We start from the raw sequence: 15,248 nt of genomic DNA on the forward strand, positions 1-15,248 counted from the left end.
ATTCATATGACTTCTGTCATCGCCTGCGGGTGATGGCAAATATTTGCCCTCACGGTGCCGGATGTGGCGGTACATCAGGGGCAGGAGTGTTGCCGCACATGGACAATGACCAGGTAGTAGCAGTTAACGACGGCGAATCTACGGATGCCGCCACGGAACCGCCCAAGAAGGCGCCCCGTACCCGCCGGAAGGCAGCGCCGAAGGTTCCCACGGCAGATGTCGACGGAGCCGCAGCCGCTGTGGCGTCCGATGCCGATGCGGCAGACCAGCCGGCCCTTCCGGTGGAGGACGCAGCCGCCAACGCGACGAAGAAGCCGGTCCGTCGGTCTCGCGCACGCGCCAAAAGTGAGGCCGCGGACCCGGCGGAAGCAACGCTCCCCGTTTTTGCTACCGATACTGATGCTGCCAGCCCGGCTCCCGGCGTTGCCGGGGAAATCACTGACCAGGCTCCGGCCGTCGATGCACCCGAGAAGCCCGTCCGGCGTCGGAGGGTTGCAACCCGCAAGGCGGCGGCTCCCGCAGTGACTGAGCCCGCGGAAGAAGCATCAGTGGACCTCTCAGTTGCCGGTGCCGACGTTAAGGTCACGCCGGATGCTTCCCTTCCCGCCGAGTCCGCTGCTTCTGAAATCGCTGCGGACAAGCCCACCAAGACGCGGACCCGCGCCCCTCGCGGGGCGGCCCGCAAGGGTTCCCCAAAAACTGCAGCGCCAGCGACAGTGATGGCAGGCGAGGACGAGCCGGCCGGGGCACACGCCGTGTCCGCGCCTACCGCCTCACCTACTGCGGCCCAGGCCGGGGATGTAGCCAGGCCTGCCACGGAAACTGAAGCCCCAGCCGTCGAAGATTCCAGCGCTATCGCCTCTCTCTTCATGGAGCCCAGCAGCAGTCCGTCGCTGCTCTTCCAGGCACCGGACCTGAGTACTGTCGTTCGCCCGGCTACCGCTGCCACCGCGCCCGCCACCGATTCCTCGCCCGAGGATGAGGACGATGATGACGAGGGGGACGACGCCAATCGTCGTCGTCGTCGCAGCCGAGGCCGCAGGAGCCGGACCCGCCAGGACCGCGAGCCGGCAACTGGCGACGTCACCGAGGCCACAGCCGCCGCGGATGCTGAGGATCAGGACGAAGATTCCAGCGAGGCCGCAGAGGATGGCGTGACGTCACGGCGTCGGCGTCGTCGTCGCCGCGGCGAGCAGGATCTCGAACTGACCGGTGGGGACGACGACGATCCGCCCAACACAGTTACTCGCGTCAGGGCCCCCCGCGCAGCGGCAGAGCCCGTGGTCAACAACCGCGTGACATCCCTCAAGGGCTCCACGCGACTGGAAGCCAAGAAGCAGCGCCGCCGTGAGTCCCGCGACACCGGCCGCCGCCGCACAGTCATTACCGAAGCCGAGTTCCTGGCCCGCCGCGAGTCTGTGGATCGCCAGATGATTGTCCGGCAGCGCGACGACAGAATTCAGATTGGAGTCCTGGAGGACGGCGTGCTGGCCGAGCACTTTGTCTCCAAGACCCAGCAGGACTCCTTGATTGGCAATGTCTACCTTGGCAAGGTCCAGAACGTGCTTCCCTCCATGGAAGCTGCATTTGTGGACATTGGACGTGGCCGTAATGCCGTGCTCTACGCCGGTGAAGTCAACTGGGAGTCGGTGAAGCTCGAGGGCAAGCAGCGTCGGATTGAAAATGCGCTCAAGTCCGGGGACACAGTCCTCGTCCAGGTCACCAAGGATCCAGTGGGCCACAAGGGTGCGCGCCTGACCAGCCAGATCTCCCTGCCGGGCCGGTACCTCGTGTACGTGCCTGGTGGTTCCATGACCGGCATCTCACGCAAGCTTCCCGACGTCGAACGTAACCGGCTCAAGCGGATCCTCAAGGACCGGCTGCCGGAAAACGCCGGCGTTATTGTTCGCACGGCGGCCGAGGGTGCCTCCGAGGAGGAACTCACCCACGACATCAACCGCTTGCGCGCCCAGTGGGAAGGGATTGAAAGCCAGTCCACTTCCACGAAGATCCTCTCCCCGGAACTGCTGTACGGCGAACCTGACCTCACCATCAAGGTGGTCCGTGACGTCTTCAACGAGGACTTCTCCAAACTGATCGTCTCTGGAGAAGAGGCTTGGGACACCATCGAGGCCTACGTTACCTACGTCGCTCCTGACCTAGTGGGCCGGCTTGAGAAGTGGACCAAAGACACTGACATCTTCGCGTCATGGCGCATTGATGAGCAGATTCACAAGGCTTTGGACCGCAAGGTCTACCTTCCTTCCGGCGGCTCGCTGGTGATTGACCGGACAGAAGCCATGACGGTGGTGGACGTCAACACGGGCAAGTTCACCGGTAGCGGCGGCAACCTCGAGGAAACCGTCACCAAGAACAACCTTGAAGCGGCAGAAGAAGTTGTCCGCCAGCTGCGCCTGCGCGACATCGGCGGCATTATTGTCATCGACTTCATTGACATGGTCCTGGAATCGAACCGTGACCTGGTGCTGCGCCGCATGGTGGAGTGCCTGGGCCGGGACCGGACCAAGCACCAGGTTGCCGAGGTCACCTCCCTTGGCCTGGTTCAGATGACCCGCAAACGGATGGGCACCGGGCTGCTGGAAGTCTTTGGCGAGCAGTGCGATGCCTGTGCAGGCCGCGGTGTTGTCACTCATGACGAGCCGGTGGAACACCGCCGTGCCAACACAGTTGCTGCCGACCACCATGTCCAGCGGGCCGACGCGCACCGCTCCGAACAACGGTCTGAAACGAATCGGTCTGAAGCGAATCGCGCGGACGTCCACCGTTCGGAAGTACCGCGGACCGAGACGCCGCGGAGCGACGCCCAGCAGTCGCCGCGCAATGACCGCAAGCGGCGTCGTGGACGTGGCAATACCCCGCAGGATGCTGGTAGCGGATCAGGCCAGGCGGAGTCCAACGTTCCTGTAACCAACGATGCCGAGCGTCACGCCAAGGCTGAGGCGACGCGTGCTGCGCTGGCCACGATTGCCGCCGCCGCCCAGGCGGCACACCTGCACGACGACGAGGTCCAGCACGCTGCAGCTGCCGTCATCGCTGGACTCCCGGAGGTGGCTGTTGAAGTCTCGGCGCCCGCCCCTGCGCAAGCAGAGCCTGCGGCAGCGTCACATGCGGCCGAGGTTCCGGCACCACCGACACCCACCGATGAAGCACCAGCGGAGAACCGAAGCCGGGAAAGCCGTTCACGGCGCGGCTCGCGCCGGGCCTCGGCACCGGTTTCCAGCCCTGAGGCTGACGCTGGCCGTGCAGGAGCGGTACTGACGTTTGGCGGAGAGCAGGTTGTCCTGCCCTTCGTGGAGCATGGTGGACTGGAAGAAGCTACACCGGCGCTGACCCTGGACAGCCTGGCCGAGGCTTTCTCCCACTTGGGTGGATCGGATTCAGAGGCAACGCCCGAAGTAGTTGTCCACGAAGCTGAGACCCCGGAGGATGCCATTTCCGAGACGGTCACTGTAGCAGAATCCGCCGAGGTTGCACCCTCGGGCCGGAGGCCGCGCAGGCACCGCAGCGCCAGCCGTGCACAGGGCGCCGCGAACGAGACACGCGTTGAGAAAAACACTGCTGGACAGGTTCAGGCCGGTGAGCACACGCACCAGGCCAAGGTTCCGACTGCGGCAGCGACAAAACCAGCAGCCTCCGCTCCGGTGATTCTCGGTGTTGGAGTTCCCGCCTCGGAACTCTAGCCACCCAGCGCCACCACGACTGATGCCCTGTCGCATGGATTTTTCCGTGCGGGAGGGCATCAGTCTTTGGTGCTGGAAGGTCTAGGCTGGTTCCAGACACGGGGTGCCGCGCAGAGAGCCGGCTGAGATCAACACCCGTTGAACCTGTCCGGTTAGCACCGGCGAAGGGATGTCCACGTGAACTTACCGTCAGTCGTGCCACAGTCGAGTACCCGCAAGGATCTGAACGCTACGGTTTCTGCCACCGCAGGAGGTTCCGCCTCGACAGCAGCGGAATCAACTGCCGTCCCATCTGGTGTGCTTCCCTCGCGGGCCGTGCCGCGGATCCTGGCCATTGCTGGCTCGGATCCATCCGGCGGTGCTGGAATCCAGGCCGACCTGAAGAGCATTGCAGCCCTTGGTGGCTACGGGATGGCCGCCATTACAGCGCTGACGGCGCAGAACACCATGGGAGTGAGCTCCATCCACATCCCGCCCGCTGAATTCCTGACCGCGCAGCTGGTTGCCATCAGCACTGACATCGTTATTGATGCTGTTAAGATCGGCATGCTGGGGGACCGGTCAGCCTTGTCCGCAGTTCGCGCCTGGCTCGAAGAGACCCGGCCCGGACTGGTGGTTCTCGATCCAGTCATGGTGGCTACCAGCGGCGACCGGCTCCTGCAGGAGTGCGCTGCCGAGGATCTTCGTGCACTCCTCCCCTTGGCGGACCTGGTCACGCCTAACCTGGCTGAGCTCGCGTTGCTGCTCGGGGAAGCGGAAACCCCGCGCTGGCCTGTTGCCCTTGACCAGGCGGTCAGACTGGCCGCTGTCTCAGGTACAACTGTGCTTGTTAAGGGCGGCCACCTGACCGGGCTGGAGTGCCCCGACGCGCTGGTAACCCCGGACGGTGAGGTCCTGGAGATCCAGGGCCGTCGCGTGGACACCCGCAACAGTCATGGCACCGGCTGCTCCCTTTCTTCAGCGATGGCCACAGTCCGTGCACAGGGCGGCAGCTGGGAGGATGCCCTGCGCAGGGTAAAGACCTGGTTGGCTGGTGCACTGGACAGTGCGGATTCCCTGGCTGTGGGTTCCGGAAATGGACCCATCAACCACTTCCACCATCAACAGCCTGCTGCTGCTGACGCTGCAACCATCGTTGCGGCCGCCCTCAGCAGCGATGTGCTCCCGTGGATTACCGCCATCCGCGAACTCGACTTCATCAAGTCACTGTCCGCAGGAACCCTGTCCGAACAACAGTTTGGCTATTACCTGGCTCAGGATGCCATCTACCTCAGCAGCTACGCACGGGTCCTGGCCAAGGCCAGCGCGCTGGCGCCATCCGAGGCCGAGCAGCTGTTCTGGGCCCGGGCTTCCCAGAACTGCCTCCAGGTGGAGTCGGAACTGCACCGCTGCTGGCTAGGCGCCAGATCAGGTGCGGATGTTCCGGGGCCTGTCACCAAATCCTATGTGGACCATTTACTGGCGGCATCAAGCCAGGGAACCTACGCAGTTCTGGTGGCCGCTGTGCTGCCGTGCTTTTGGCTCTATGCAGAAGTCGGTGCAGCACTGCATCGCGAATTTACCGACGCAGGATCGCCCTCCACCCACCCCTATGCAGGCTGGCTTCGCACGTATGCGGACGAGGCCTTTGCCGCTGACACCCGAACCGCAATTACGTACGCGACAGCCGCTGGAGCTGCAGGGTCAGATCTGGAACGTGCAGCCATGCGCAGTGCATTCCGGTACTCGTGCCAGTTCGAAGTTGAATTTTTCGACGCGCCGCGCGTGTTTGCCTGAAGAAGTCCTGGCCCATTACCGCTAGTATGGTGGGGCACGGTTCCGGCAGATGCGGTGGAAGCCCTTGTGGCTGCTATCACAGACACGCCCGTGGAACCAGCCTCATTTGCGGCCGAAGGCAAAATTAGCGTATTCTAGATCTTCGGTGCTTACGCCAACACTTGGGTCATGACTCTTGAAACCAGCCGTCAGGCGGGTGAACGGAGCGGCTCACGGAACCCCTCGGGGAGTCCACGGCGTTGAGGCACAGCGAGAACCGACCATTTCCGGATTCGGGTTCCGCACGCAAATTTAGTAATAAACGTCGAGAGAAGTGAGTTCCCAAGTGGTGTACGCGATTGTCCGCGCAGGCGGCCGCCAAGAGAAGGTTTCCGTTGGAGACTTCGTTACCATGAACCGCGTCACCGGTGGAGCCGGCAGCACAATTGAGCTGCCTGCACTCCTCCTGGTTGATGGTGAGAAGATCACCACCGCCGCTGCTGACCTGGCCAAGGTAACTGTTACGGCTGAGATCCTCGAAGACCTCCGTGGTCCGAAGATCGTCATCCAGAAGTTCAAGAACAAGACCGGTTACAAGAAGCGTCAGGGTCACCGTCAGGAATTGACCAAGGTCAAGATCACTGGCATCAAGTAACCTCGGTTACTGTTCAGGCTTTCAACAGATTCCCCAGAACTTAAAGGCAGGCATTTTCAATGGCACATAAAAAAGGCGCGAGTTCCACTCGCAACGGTCGTGACTCCAACGCCCAGTACCTCGGCGTGAAGCGCTTCGGTGGCCAGGTTGTCTCGGCAGGCGAAATCATCGTTCGCCAGCGTGGCACCCATTTCCACCCGGGTGCAGGCGTCGGTCGCGGTGGCGACGACACCCTGTTCGCACTGACCCCGGGAGCCGTTGAATTCGGTACCCGCCGCGGTCGCCGCGTTGTGAACATCGTTACTGCTGCAGCTGCAGAGTAACACCAAGATTTGAACCGGTGGAGCGGGCCAACTGGCCCGCTCCACTATTCTTTTAACCGCAACACCATAAGCCTGGCGCATACGCGCAATGGGCAACAGCACTGAGGAGATCCACGTGGCCAGCTTTATAGACCGGGTAGTACTGCACGTATCCGGCGGTACCGGCGGCCACGGTTGTGTTTCCGTTCACCGCGAGAAGTTCAAGCCCCTGGGCGGTCCTGACGGCGGTAACGGCGGCAACGGCGGGGATGTCATCCTCCGAGTAGATTCCCAGACCACCACGCTCCTGGACTACCACCACGCCCCGCACCGTCACGCCACCAACGGCGGACCCGGAATGGGCGACTGGCGTGGCGGCAAGAATGGCGAGACGTTGATCCTTCCCGTGCCGGAAGGAACAGTTGTCAAACTCAAGGACGGTACAGTCCTGGCTGACCTGGTGGGCGAGGGCACCGAGTACATTGCGGCAGCTGGGGGAATTGGTGGACTTGGTAACGCGTCCCTTTCTTCTCAGAAGCGCCGTGCCCCAGGATTTGCTCTCCTTGGCATCGAAGGGACGTCCAGCGACGTCGTCCTCGAGCTGAAGTCAATCGCTGACATTGCCCTGGTGGGATTCCCTTCAGCTGGCAAGTCCAGCCTTGTGGCAGCAATGTCTGCGGCCCGGCCCAAGATTGCGGACTACCCTTTCACCACCCTGATCCCCAACCTGGGAGTTGTTCAGGCAGGCGATGTCCGGTTCACTATTGCGGACGTTCCCGGACTGATCGAGGGGGCCAGCGAGGGCAAGGGACTGGGCCATAATTTCCTCCGCCACGTGGAGCGTTGTGCTGCACTGGTCCACGTTCTGGACTGCGGAACCCTCGAAGCAGACAGGGACCCCCTAGCGGACCTGGCCATCATTGAGGCCGAGTTGGAGAAATACTCGGTGGACATGAGCTACGCGGGTGCTGACGGCGAGGTTGTGCCGCTGAATCACCGACCGCGCCTGATCGCCCTGAACAAGGTTGATCTGCCTGACGGCAAAGACATGGCGAGCTTTGTCCGCCCGGACCTCGAAGCCCGCGGCTACCGTGTCTTTGAAGTCTCGGCCACGAGCCATGAGGGGCTACGCCAACTGGGGTTTGCCATGGGTGAGATTGTCCAGGCGGCACGGGACACACTCGCTGCCGCACCGCCCAAGGTCCAGCCTCCTGTCCTGCGCCCGCGTGCAGTCAACGAAAAGGGCTTTACCATCCGGCGTGAGGAAAAGAACCTGGAACCGCTGTTCCGGATCCTTGGCGAGAAGCCCGTGCGCTGGGTCAAGCAGACAGACTTCACCAACGAGGAAGCTATTGGCTACCTTGCAGACCGCCTCGCCAAGCTTGGTGTGGAGAATGAACTGTTCAAACAGGGTGCCACCCCCGGCGTCATGGTGGTCATCGGCGAGGATGACGGTGTCGTCTTCGACTGGGAACCGACCATGATGGCCGGCGCAGAGCTGCTTGCTGCGCCCCGCGGTACGGATGTGCGCTTTGCCGATATCGGTGACCGCCCCACTCGCGGGCAGAAGCGCGACGAGCAGCAGGAGCGCAAGGACGCCCGGGCTGCTGCCCGCGCCGAGCTCGAAGCAGAGCGAAAAGCTGGAATCTGGACCGAATCAGTCACAAGCCGGCGCGTCGCAAAACCTTTGAAGGAAAGCGCGCTGGATACCGAGAATGAGGAGTGAACCTGCGCATATGAGCGATAATTCCACAGTTGTCATTGAGGAACCCAACATCAACGACCGGACGAGGTTGGCCAGAGCGCGCCGGATCGTCGTCAAGGTAGGATCGTCGTCCCTCACCAGCATCAAAGGTGGAATATCCGAGGAAGCGCTGATTGAGCTTGCCAATACGCTGGCGGCAAAAAGCGCTACGGGTACGGAGATTATCCTCGTGTCCTCCGGGGCTATCTCAGCAGGTCTCTCGCCTCTGGGGTTGGACAAGCGACCCCGCGACCTCGCTACCCAGCAGGCAGCAGCCAGCGTAGGGCAGGGCCTGCTTATGGCGCGGTACACACATGCCTTCGGCGAGCACGGGATTACTGTGAGCCAAGTGTTGCTGACAGCCGATGACCTCATGCGTCGCAGCCACCACATGAATGCCTTCCGTGCCCTCAACCGGCTCCTGAATCTTGGTGTGATCCCCGTGGTCAACGAAAACGATACTGTTGCGACGCACAAGATCCGGTTTGGCGACAACGACAGGTTGTCCGCGCTCGTGGCGCACCTCGTCAGGGCCGACGCACTGTTGTTGCTCTCCGACGTCGACTCCATCTATGACGGTCCGCCCGCCAAGGGCGCCAAGCGCATTCCGCAGGTGGACGGTCCCGAGGACCTTGAAGGTGTCACAATTGGCTCGCCAGGCAAGGCGGGCGTGGGTACCGGTGGCATGCAGACAAAAGTTGAGGCTGCCACAATGGCTGCCGATTCCGGCATCCCAGCGCTGGTCACATCCACGGCGAACGCTGCCGCTGCACTGGCGGGAGAGAACGTGGGCACCTGGTTCACTGTCAACAGCGGGCGCAAGTCCGTCCGCATGATGTGGCTGGCGCATCTCGCCCACGTGGAGGGCAAGCTGATTCTTGATCCAGGTGCCGTAACGGCGGTCCGCGACAACCGCAACTCCCTGCTTCCCGCTGGGATCACAGCCGTTGAGGGTACCTTCGAATCGGGTGACGCAGTGGAGATGCTTGCCCCGGACGGCACTGTCATTGCCCGTGGCCTCGTGAACTACTCCTCCGACGAACTTCCGCAGATGCTGGGTCGTTCCACGGTGGAACTGGGGGAGTCGCTGGGCAGATCGTTCGCACGGGAAGTCATTCACATCGATGACCTGGTTCTGGTCTGAGAGGGCTGTTCCCCTAGACTGAAGTGATGACTGAGTCACTGATTTCCCCTTCCGCAGCGAACTCCATCAACTCAACCACGGCGCCAGCCACCGCTGCTCCTGCGTCTTTTTCGCCCGCTGAGGTGGAGGCGGCCGTCTACGCGATTGCCGACCGCTCCCGCGCAGCAGCCCGCCCCATGTCCCGTGCCAACCGTGCGCTGAAGGACAGTGGGCTGCGCGCGATCTCCACGGCGCTCGTGGACCAGGCAGACGCGATCCTTGCAGCCAACGCGCAGGATGTCAGCGCAGGCCAGGCGAACGGTACCTCCGCAGCGCTGCTGGACCGGCTCACACTTAGTACAGCACGCATCGAGGGCCTGGCCGCGGCGTTGGAGAACCTGGCGGGACTGCCCGACCCGGTTGGGACTGTGGTCCGCGGCCAGACGCTTCCCAACGGGCTGCGGCTGCGCCAGGTCAATGTCCCCATGGGCGTTATTGCTGCAATCTATGAGGCCCGCCCCAATGTGACTGTTGATATTGCAGGCCTTGCCCTCAAAAGCGGGAACGCAGTCATTCTCCGCGGCGGCAGCGCAGCTGCCCACACCAACGAAAAGCTGGTGGAGATCCTGCGCGCTGCACTTGAATCAGTGGGCCTGCCAGCAGATGCCGTGCAGAGCGTGGACCAGTACGGGCGAGCTGGCGCGAACGTCCTCATGCAGGCCCGCGGCAAAGTGGATGTCCTGATTCCACGAGGTGGCCGCGAGCTGATCCAGACAGTAGTCACCACCTCCAAGGTTCCTGTCATCGAGACCGGTGAGGGAAATGTCCATATTTTTGTTGATGAGTCAGCAGACGCGCAGATGGCGGTGGACATCCTCCTGAACGCCAAAACCCATCGCCCCAGCGTATGCAACACCGTCGAAACGCTTCTGGTGCACTCCGGCTCCACCGCCCTGCCCGCCATGGCAGCGGCGCTGCGGGCGGCTGGGGTGACCCTGCACGTGGATGATCGAATCCGCGCTGCCCTCCCATCCGAGGTCGTGAGCGTTCCAGCGACGGACACCGACTGGGAAACCGAATACATGGACCTTGACCTGGCAGTCGCCATGGTGGACTCCCTTGATGAGGCAGTGCAGCACATCCGCACCTGGACCACGGGCCATACCGAGGCAATCATCACCAACGACCTCGCAAATGCCGAAAAGTTCATTGCAGAGATCGATTCTGCCGCCGTTATTGTCAACGCCTCCACACGTTTCACTGACGGTGGAGAGTTGGGTCTCGGTGCTGAGGTGGGGATCTCCACCCAGAAGCTCCACGCCCGGGGCCCCATGGGGTTGACGGAACTCACCACTACCAAATGGATCGTCCAGGGTGAAGGCCAGATTCGGCCCTAGCAACGCTGTAACATGGAGTAGACGTCCGACTTCGGTGGAATAACCCGCCGTCACAATCCTTTGAGCTTTAGGGGAGAACATGCTGCTTGCGCAGATCGCCACAACCATTTCTGCAGCGGGGGAGGAACACGAAGAACTCGCACCGCTCTGGACAGAGCCGTGGGTCTTCGGTGTTGTCATGTTCGGTATCCTGATGGTCCTGCTGCTCATTACGTTCTCCTACAGCAACCTTGGAAACCGCCACACCGCTACCCAGGAGCACGCTGATCCCCACCGGCAGCACCCCAACAAGCACGACACCGGACACTGAACACGACAGCAGTGTTTCCCCCCGCCCGGCGAGAGGGGCGGTTACGCCTCGGCGTGATGGGTGGAACGTTTGACCCGATCCATCACGGCCACCTCGTAGCCGCCAGTGAAGTTGCTGCCAAGTTCGACCTGGATGAAGTTGTCTTTGTTCCTACCGGCGAACCGTGGCAAAAGTCCCACAAACATGTCAGTGAGGCGGAGCACCGCTATCTGATGACAGTGGTTGCTACCGCGTCCAACCCGCGGTTTACCGTCAGTCGGGTGGATGTGGACCGTCCTGGGCCTACGTATACCATTGATACCCTGCGGGACTTGAGGACACAGCGTCCGGATGCCGACCTGTTCTTTATTACGGGAGCGGACGCACTAGCGCAGATCCTCTCCTGGAAAGACATCGATGAACTCTGGTCCCTGGCACATTTTGTCGGTGTAACCCGGCCCGGGCACGTCCTTGACCGGATGGGGCGCACGGACGTCAGCCTGCTTGAGGTCCCGGCAATGTCCATTTCGTCAACGGACTGCCGGGCCAGGGTGGTCGCCGGGAATCCCGTCTGGTACCTCGTGCCCGACGGGGTGGTCCAGTACATCGCCAAATACGGGCTCTACGCCTCACCATCCGCGAAATTAGAACCAGCCAGCATCTAGTGAGAGATTAATGAGTCAGGATCCGTCACCGCTCCTCAGCCGCCGTGAACTGCGGCAGGCACGAGCCGCCGCTTCTGGCGAGCCCAATTTTGACGGTGTACCCCCTGAGCCGGTACTCACCGAACGTGGGGTACGCGATGGGTCGGCCCCCGTTTATCCCACGTCCGCACCTCCGGCGCCCGTTCCGACCGGGCCGCAGGCCAGCACCGAGGCAGAGGGCGCCGACACCCCCGTCCGGGCCGCTGCACCCCGTGCCCGCCGTGCAGCGGATGCCCCGGTGGACTCGCCAGTGATTGTGGAGCGCTCTTCCCAGGTTCGCGCCCGGAACCGGGCCGAACTGCGGGCCACCAAGGAACGCACGGCGCGGGACACCGTTGCCGACGACGCCAACCCGCCGACGCGACGCCAGTTGCGTTTGCGCCAACTCCAGGAACAGGGTGGCGCAGCAGGCGCGGCAGTGGCCCCAGAAGGTAAGGGCAACAACGAAGGCAAGGTCAGCGCCCAGCCGACACCAACTCCACGGCCGTCTACTCCAGGACCGACACCACCCGGTGAGTTGAGCGTCGAGCAGGCACTGGCCGCCCGCGCACAGATAGCCGACGATGCGCAGAAGCAGGTTGAGGCACTTGCAGGTAAGCAGGACGCCGATCCCACTGCCGTGGATCCTGAGATTCTTGCTCAGCAGGTAGCGTTGGCTGAACGAGCAGCCGTCCTCAACCGGCGTGCGCAGGCCAAGCAGAAACTTTCCGGCAAGCCCCTCCCGCCACGCCCCACACAGGATCCCTCGGCCGTCAGCAACCTGGCCATGGTGACCCCCCTTGAGTTCGAACAGGTTCCCGGGATCGACAGGCCGGTGATGAAGCGCCCCGCTACGTCCCATGTGCCAGTTGTTACCACGCCGGGTCCGCGCATCAAGCCCGTGACTGGCCGCTCCAGGGTCATCGCCAGGGCAGAGGCCGCGGCCCGTGCCGCGGGTGTCACGCCCGAGTCCAGGCTTGGCGCCACATCCACTTCAGCAGTCGAACCGGATCCCCAGGGTGTTGATAGTGCTGCGGGGCCCCAAGGCAGTGCCAGCGATTCCGCAGACCTTCCACCCGTTGCGGCGAGATCGGCCTACGGCCTTGATCCCCTTGACGTTGTGACAGCTGGCCTGGGCAGGGCGCGGCGCATGCGTGTCCTGCAGTTCACCGTACTGGGCGTTGGCGGACTTGCCATCCTCCTCGGCATCATTTTCATGACTGGCGCGTGACCAAAAGTCATAACCGCCAACACCCTGATTCACTCATTTTTCATCACCCACTAGGAGTCCCGTGACCGCCTCAGATTCATCCGTAACAACCGCCCGCCAAGCGGCAGCCGCCGCGGCGGACAAGCTTGCCCACGATATTGTGGGCCTGGACGTCAGCGAACGCATGGCTTTGGCCGATATCTTCCTGATCGCCTCCGCAGAGAGCGAACGCCAGGTCAATGCCATTGTGGACGGCATCGAAGCGGCGCTAGCCAGCCACGACCGACGGCCCGTTCGCCGTGAAGGCCGCTCCGGAGGGCGTTGGGTACTCCTTGACTACTCGGACATCATCATCCATGTCCAGCACGAGGAGGACCGCGTGTTTTACGCCCTAGAGCGCCTCTGGAAGGATTGCCCGGTGGTGGATCTTGAACTTGGCGATGACCCCTCAGCCAAAAAAGCCGTTCCTTCTGCCGGTACCGACGCTGAGAATGACGCGCAGCCCGCAGAACAGGCCTGAATCAACGCCTGATCGGAGGCCGCGCGTTCTTCCCCAAAGGCCTCCACGGTCCGATTTGGAGATTGCGAAAAACCTGTTCTAAGATATTCGAGTTGCTTCGAAGAAATCCGAAGTACCGGCCCGTTATTCCAGCCTACGGCAGGAATCCCGGGAGTATCCGGGGCTGTGGCGCAGCTGGTAGCGCACCTGCATGGCATGCAGGGGGTCAGGGGTTCGAGTCCCCTCAGCTCCACTGGATAGTCCGCTTGCATCAGAGGATGCAGGCGGATTTTTTCAGTTAATCCGGCAACTTGGGCAGGCCTCCCGGTGATTAGGTGGACAGTAGATTCTCTATTACGCTTATTACGTTCCTCATCACGGCGACATGCTGGCGGGTTGAACGGATTATGGGGCTGTGGCGCAGCTGGTAGCGCACCTGCATGGCATGCAGGGGGTCAGGGGTTCGAGTCCCCTCAGCTCCACCATAAAGAATGAAGGCCCCGACCTCAGGTCGGGGCCTTCATGTGTTAAACGGTCGATGGGGATTCAGGCCGAGAGGATGCGGTGCTTCTGAAGCTCAAACTCCGCGTCGGTGAGCACTCCGGCCGCCTTAAGCTCGCCGAGTTTGGTGAGCATCTCAAGGGTTGCCGAGAAGTCGGTAGGAGCAGCCGCGGGCTGAGCGGGTGCTGCTGCGGCCGGGGCGGCAGGCGCCTGAGCTACAGGGGGTGCGGGGGGCGCGGGCGTTTCCTGCGCAGCCCATTTGCTGCGTTGGCGGTTCTGAACCCGGCCATGAACTGAACTGGCCACTGCCACCCGTGCTGCTGTCTTAAAAAGTCCCATGAGTGTCCTTAGCTGGCGTTATCGGCGAGATTGATGGCTTCAAGGAGGTCCTCGGGGAGTATGGGGCCACCTGCCACCAAGGAAGCTCCGGAGTTTTCCCACGCGGCGATGACAGGAAGCAGTGTCAATTCCTCGTAGACCAAAATGGCAGCGACACTGTCGGCGCTGATGGACGACGCAACCTCAGTGATGTCCAACGAGGACACAATTCCTGAGGAGGCACCGTCGAACTCGGTCATGTCCACGGGACTGCCATCTCCGACGGTGACATCATGTGCCGGAATGACCCGCACGGAGCCGTCGGCTGCTTTGGCAACGAACTCCAGGTCCAGGACCTGGATGAAGTGGGCATCGGCCAAGGCAAGAAGGAGCTGGAATCCCTTGCCGGAGACAACGCCTCCTGGAAACTCCACAATCTAGTAATCAACGGGACCCAGGCGGTCAAAAGAAACGGGTGTTTCGGTCATCACTTCTCCTTTTTTAGACACCGTATCCCAGGGCGGGCACCTGCGGGAGTCCCGGAGCCGCTTGAGTCGAAGAAAGAACGGCCTATGACATCTCCCACAAAACGGCGGGCTTACTCAGGCCGCGCGCCGCCGTCGTGCCTGCCGCCAATGCCGCCAGGCTCCTGTGCCCCACAGGGCCCAGGCAACCAATACTGGCTGGAAGACGAGCCGGAGGGCGCGGCTCGAATCCGAATTCAGGCCGAATGAATCGGTTGCTGTGACGAGCTGGGAAATGTTGCCCGGAAAAACGGCCACGAAGAAGGCTGCCACAACCCAGCCCAGCAAAACCCGGTGCTTACGGACCAACAGCAGAGACAGGCCCAGGACGATCTCTACGATCCCTGACGCCACCACCACAAAGTCCTGGTCCAGTGGAATCCATTGCGGTACCTGCGCATAGAATGCTTCGCGGGCGAAGGTCAGGTGACCCAGGCCCGCAAATGCCAGGAAAAAGCCCAGGGCAAGCCGCCCGGCAGTGCGCAGGACTCGCATCCAGGCTGGCTGGTGGGGAAGGTCATGCTCGGGTGTTGCTGATAAAACCATG

14 protein-coding genes, 2 tRNA genes and 1 riboswitch are annotated in these 15,248 nt (G+C 62.4%); of the genes, 13 read left to right on the top strand and 3 right to left on the bottom strand.

Features of this window, described 5'->3' with window-relative positions; translation table 11 throughout:
- Positions 1 to 98: 98 nt before the first annotated feature.
- From QMG79_RS04755 to QMG79_RS04815, 13 genes are all read left to right on the top strand, one after another.
- On the top strand, positions 99 to 3,701 hold the full coding sequence (locus tag QMG79_RS04755) for an Rne/Rng family ribonuclease (protein WP_283537450.1): 3,603 nt from the start codon (positions 99 to 101) through the stop codon (positions 3,699 to 3,701).
- Between the two features lie 89 nt (positions 3,702 to 3,790).
- Positions 3,791 to 3,888, top strand: a riboswitch (TPP riboswitch).
- Between the two features lie 110 nt (positions 3,889 to 3,998).
- Positions 3,999 to 5,477 carry a bifunctional hydroxymethylpyrimidine kinase/phosphomethylpyrimidine kinase gene (thiD, locus tag QMG79_RS04760; protein WP_283538000.1) on the top strand — a complete coding sequence of 493 codons (1,479 nt, stop codon included), beginning with the start codon at positions 3,999 to 4,001 and terminating at the stop codon, positions 5,475 to 5,477.
- 325 nt (positions 5,478 to 5,802) lie between these two features.
- Complete coding sequence (rplU, locus tag QMG79_RS04765; RefSeq protein WP_283538001.1) at positions 5,803 to 6,111, top strand: 50S ribosomal protein L21; 309 nt, start codon at positions 5,803 to 5,805, stop codon at positions 6,109 to 6,111.
- Between the two features lie 59 nt (positions 6,112 to 6,170).
- The gene (rpmA, locus tag QMG79_RS04770) at positions 6,171 to 6,434 is read left to right on the top strand and encodes a 50S ribosomal protein L27 (RefSeq protein ID WP_120949928.1); all 264 of its coding nucleotides are present in this window, start codon (positions 6,171 to 6,173) and stop codon (positions 6,432 to 6,434) included.
- A 115-nt stretch (positions 6,435 to 6,549) separates the two neighbouring features.
- Positions 6,550 to 8,139: a GTPase ObgE gene (gene obgE, locus QMG79_RS04775; RefSeq protein WP_283537451.1), complete on the top strand. Its 1,590-nt coding sequence runs from the start codon at positions 6,550 to 6,552 to the stop codon at positions 8,137 to 8,139.
- Between the two features lie 10 nt (positions 8,140 to 8,149).
- Positions 8,150 to 9,301 (top strand): glutamate 5-kinase, encoded by a 1,152-nt coding sequence (proB, locus tag QMG79_RS04780; RefSeq protein WP_283537452.1) that lies wholly within the window; start codon positions 8,150 to 8,152, stop codon positions 9,299 to 9,301.
- Between the two features lie 26 nt (positions 9,302 to 9,327).
- Positions 9,328 to 10,677 (top strand): glutamate-5-semialdehyde dehydrogenase, encoded by a 1,350-nt coding sequence (locus QMG79_RS04785; RefSeq protein WP_283537453.1) that lies wholly within the window; start codon positions 9,328 to 9,330, stop codon positions 10,675 to 10,677.
- Positions 10,678 to 10,756: 79 nt separating this feature from the next.
- The gene (locus QMG79_RS04790; RefSeq protein ID WP_283537454.1) at positions 10,757 to 10,987 is read left to right on the top strand and encodes a hypothetical protein; all 231 of its coding nucleotides are present in this window, start codon (positions 10,757 to 10,759) and stop codon (positions 10,985 to 10,987) included.
- An 11-nt stretch (positions 10,988 to 10,998) separates the two neighbouring features.
- The gene (gene nadD / locus QMG79_RS04795; protein WP_283537455.1) at positions 10,999 to 11,631 is read left to right on the top strand and encodes a nicotinate-nucleotide adenylyltransferase; all 633 of its coding nucleotides are present in this window, start codon (positions 10,999 to 11,001) and stop codon (positions 11,629 to 11,631) included.
- 10 nt (positions 11,632 to 11,641) lie between these two features.
- Complete coding sequence (locus QMG79_RS04800) at positions 11,642 to 12,880, top strand: hypothetical protein (protein WP_283537456.1); 1,239 nt, start codon at positions 11,642 to 11,644, stop codon at positions 12,878 to 12,880.
- Positions 12,881 to 12,941: 61 nt separating this feature from the next.
- Complete coding sequence (gene rsfS, locus QMG79_RS04805; RefSeq protein WP_283537457.1) at positions 12,942 to 13,379, top strand: ribosome silencing factor; 438 nt, start codon at positions 12,942 to 12,944, stop codon at positions 13,377 to 13,379.
- 159 nt (positions 13,380 to 13,538) lie between these two features.
- A tRNA-Ala gene (locus QMG79_RS04810) sits at positions 13,539 to 13,611 on the top strand.
- 156 nt (positions 13,612 to 13,767) lie between these two features.
- A tRNA-Ala gene (locus QMG79_RS04815) sits at positions 13,768 to 13,843 on the top strand.
- 61 nt (positions 13,844 to 13,904) lie between these two features.
- On the opposite strand, the gene QMG79_RS04820 is transcribed toward QMG79_RS04815, so the two are convergent.
- The 3 genes from QMG79_RS04820 to QMG79_RS04830 all read right to left on the bottom strand — a co-directional run bounded on the left by QMG79_RS04820 (position 13,905) and on the right by QMG79_RS04830 (position 15,196).
- A complete protein-coding gene (locus tag QMG79_RS04820; protein WP_283537458.1) occupies positions 13,905 to 14,198 on the bottom strand; it encodes an SHOCT domain-containing protein in 294 nt (97 codons plus the stop codon).
- Positions 14,199 to 14,206: 8 nt separating this feature from the next.
- Entirely contained in the window at positions 14,207 to 14,611 is a 405-nt protein-coding gene (locus QMG79_RS04825) for a DUF6325 family protein (protein ID WP_283537459.1), read from the bottom strand.
- 168 nt (positions 14,612 to 14,779) lie between these two features.
- Complete coding sequence (locus tag QMG79_RS04830) at positions 14,780 to 15,196, bottom strand: DoxX family protein (RefSeq protein WP_283538002.1); 417 nt, start codon at positions 15,194 to 15,196, stop codon at positions 14,780 to 14,782.
- Positions 15,197 to 15,248 lie beyond the last annotated feature (52 nt).

It is taken from the genome of Pseudarthrobacter sp. PS3-L1 (assembly GCF_030063285.1).
Taxonomy (GTDB): Bacteria; Actinomycetota; Actinomycetes; order Actinomycetales; family Micrococcaceae; genus Arthrobacter.

Coding starts and splice junctions, on each gene's coding strand:
- QMG79_RS04755 (WP_283537450.1), top strand. CDS start 99: ATGGACAATGACCAGGTAGTAGCAGTTAACGACGGCGAATCTACGGAT.
- rpmA (WP_120949928.1), top strand. CDS start 6,171: ATGGCACATAAAAAAGGCGCGAGTTCCACTCGCAACGGTCGTGACTCC.
- proB (WP_283537452.1), top strand. CDS start 8,150: ATGAGCGATAATTCCACAGTTGTCATTGAGGAACCCAACATCAACGAC.
- QMG79_RS04785 (WP_283537453.1), top strand. CDS start 9,328: ATGACTGAGTCACTGATTTCCCCTTCCGCAGCGAACTCCATCAACTCA.
- QMG79_RS04790 (WP_283537454.1), top strand. CDS start 10,757: ATGCTGCTTGCGCAGATCGCCACAACCATTTCTGCAGCGGGGGAGGAA.
- QMG79_RS04800 (WP_283537456.1), top strand. CDS start 11,642: ATGAGTCAGGATCCGTCACCGCTCCTCAGCCGCCGTGAACTGCGGCAG.
- QMG79_RS04820 (WP_283537458.1), bottom strand. CDS start 14,198: ATGGGACTTTTTAAGACAGCAGCACGGGTGGCAGTGGCCAGTTCAGTT.
- QMG79_RS04830 (WP_283538002.1), bottom strand. CDS start 15,196: ATGCGAGTCCTGCGCACTGCCGGGCGGCTTGCCCTGGGCTTTTTCCTG.